The sequence below is a fragment of the Paraburkholderia sp. BR14320 genome, assembly GCF_040948665.1.
Taxonomy (GTDB): Bacteria; Pseudomonadota; Gammaproteobacteria; order Burkholderiales; family Burkholderiaceae; genus Paraburkholderia; species Paraburkholderia youngii.
The window spans coordinates 1-242 of sequence record NZ_JBFPKG010000404.1 but is presented as its reverse complement, the minus strand read 5'-3'; the positions used below and the strand labels follow the sequence as shown (position 1 = coordinate 242).

General features: G+C 61.6%; 1 pseudogene and 1 other annotated feature. The pseudogene reads right to left on the bottom strand.

Annotation, left to right across the window (positions count from 1 at the left end):
• A pseudogene (locus AB3X89_RS40830) lies at positions 1-242 on the bottom strand (IS3 family transposase); the annotation flags it as partial.
• Positions 48-164: a sequence feature (AL1L pseudoknot), on the bottom strand. It overlaps the preceding pseudogene by 117 nt.

Here is a 242-nt window from a genome sequence, read left to right as displayed (position 1 = left end):
ACCAGCTCAGGATGGGCGCGGCGGGCCACATGCGTGTAGTACGTCGACGGCGCGATTGGCAGTACCCTGCAGATCGGCTCGACCCCGTAGACGTGCCGTTGATCATCGATGAACATGATCATCACTTGGGTCGGCGGTCGAGCTCCGCCTGTGCGAAATACGCCGACGCCTTGCGCAGGATTTCATTAACCTGGCGCAGCTCACGGTTCTCCCTCTCCAGCTCCTTGAGCCGATCCTGCTCC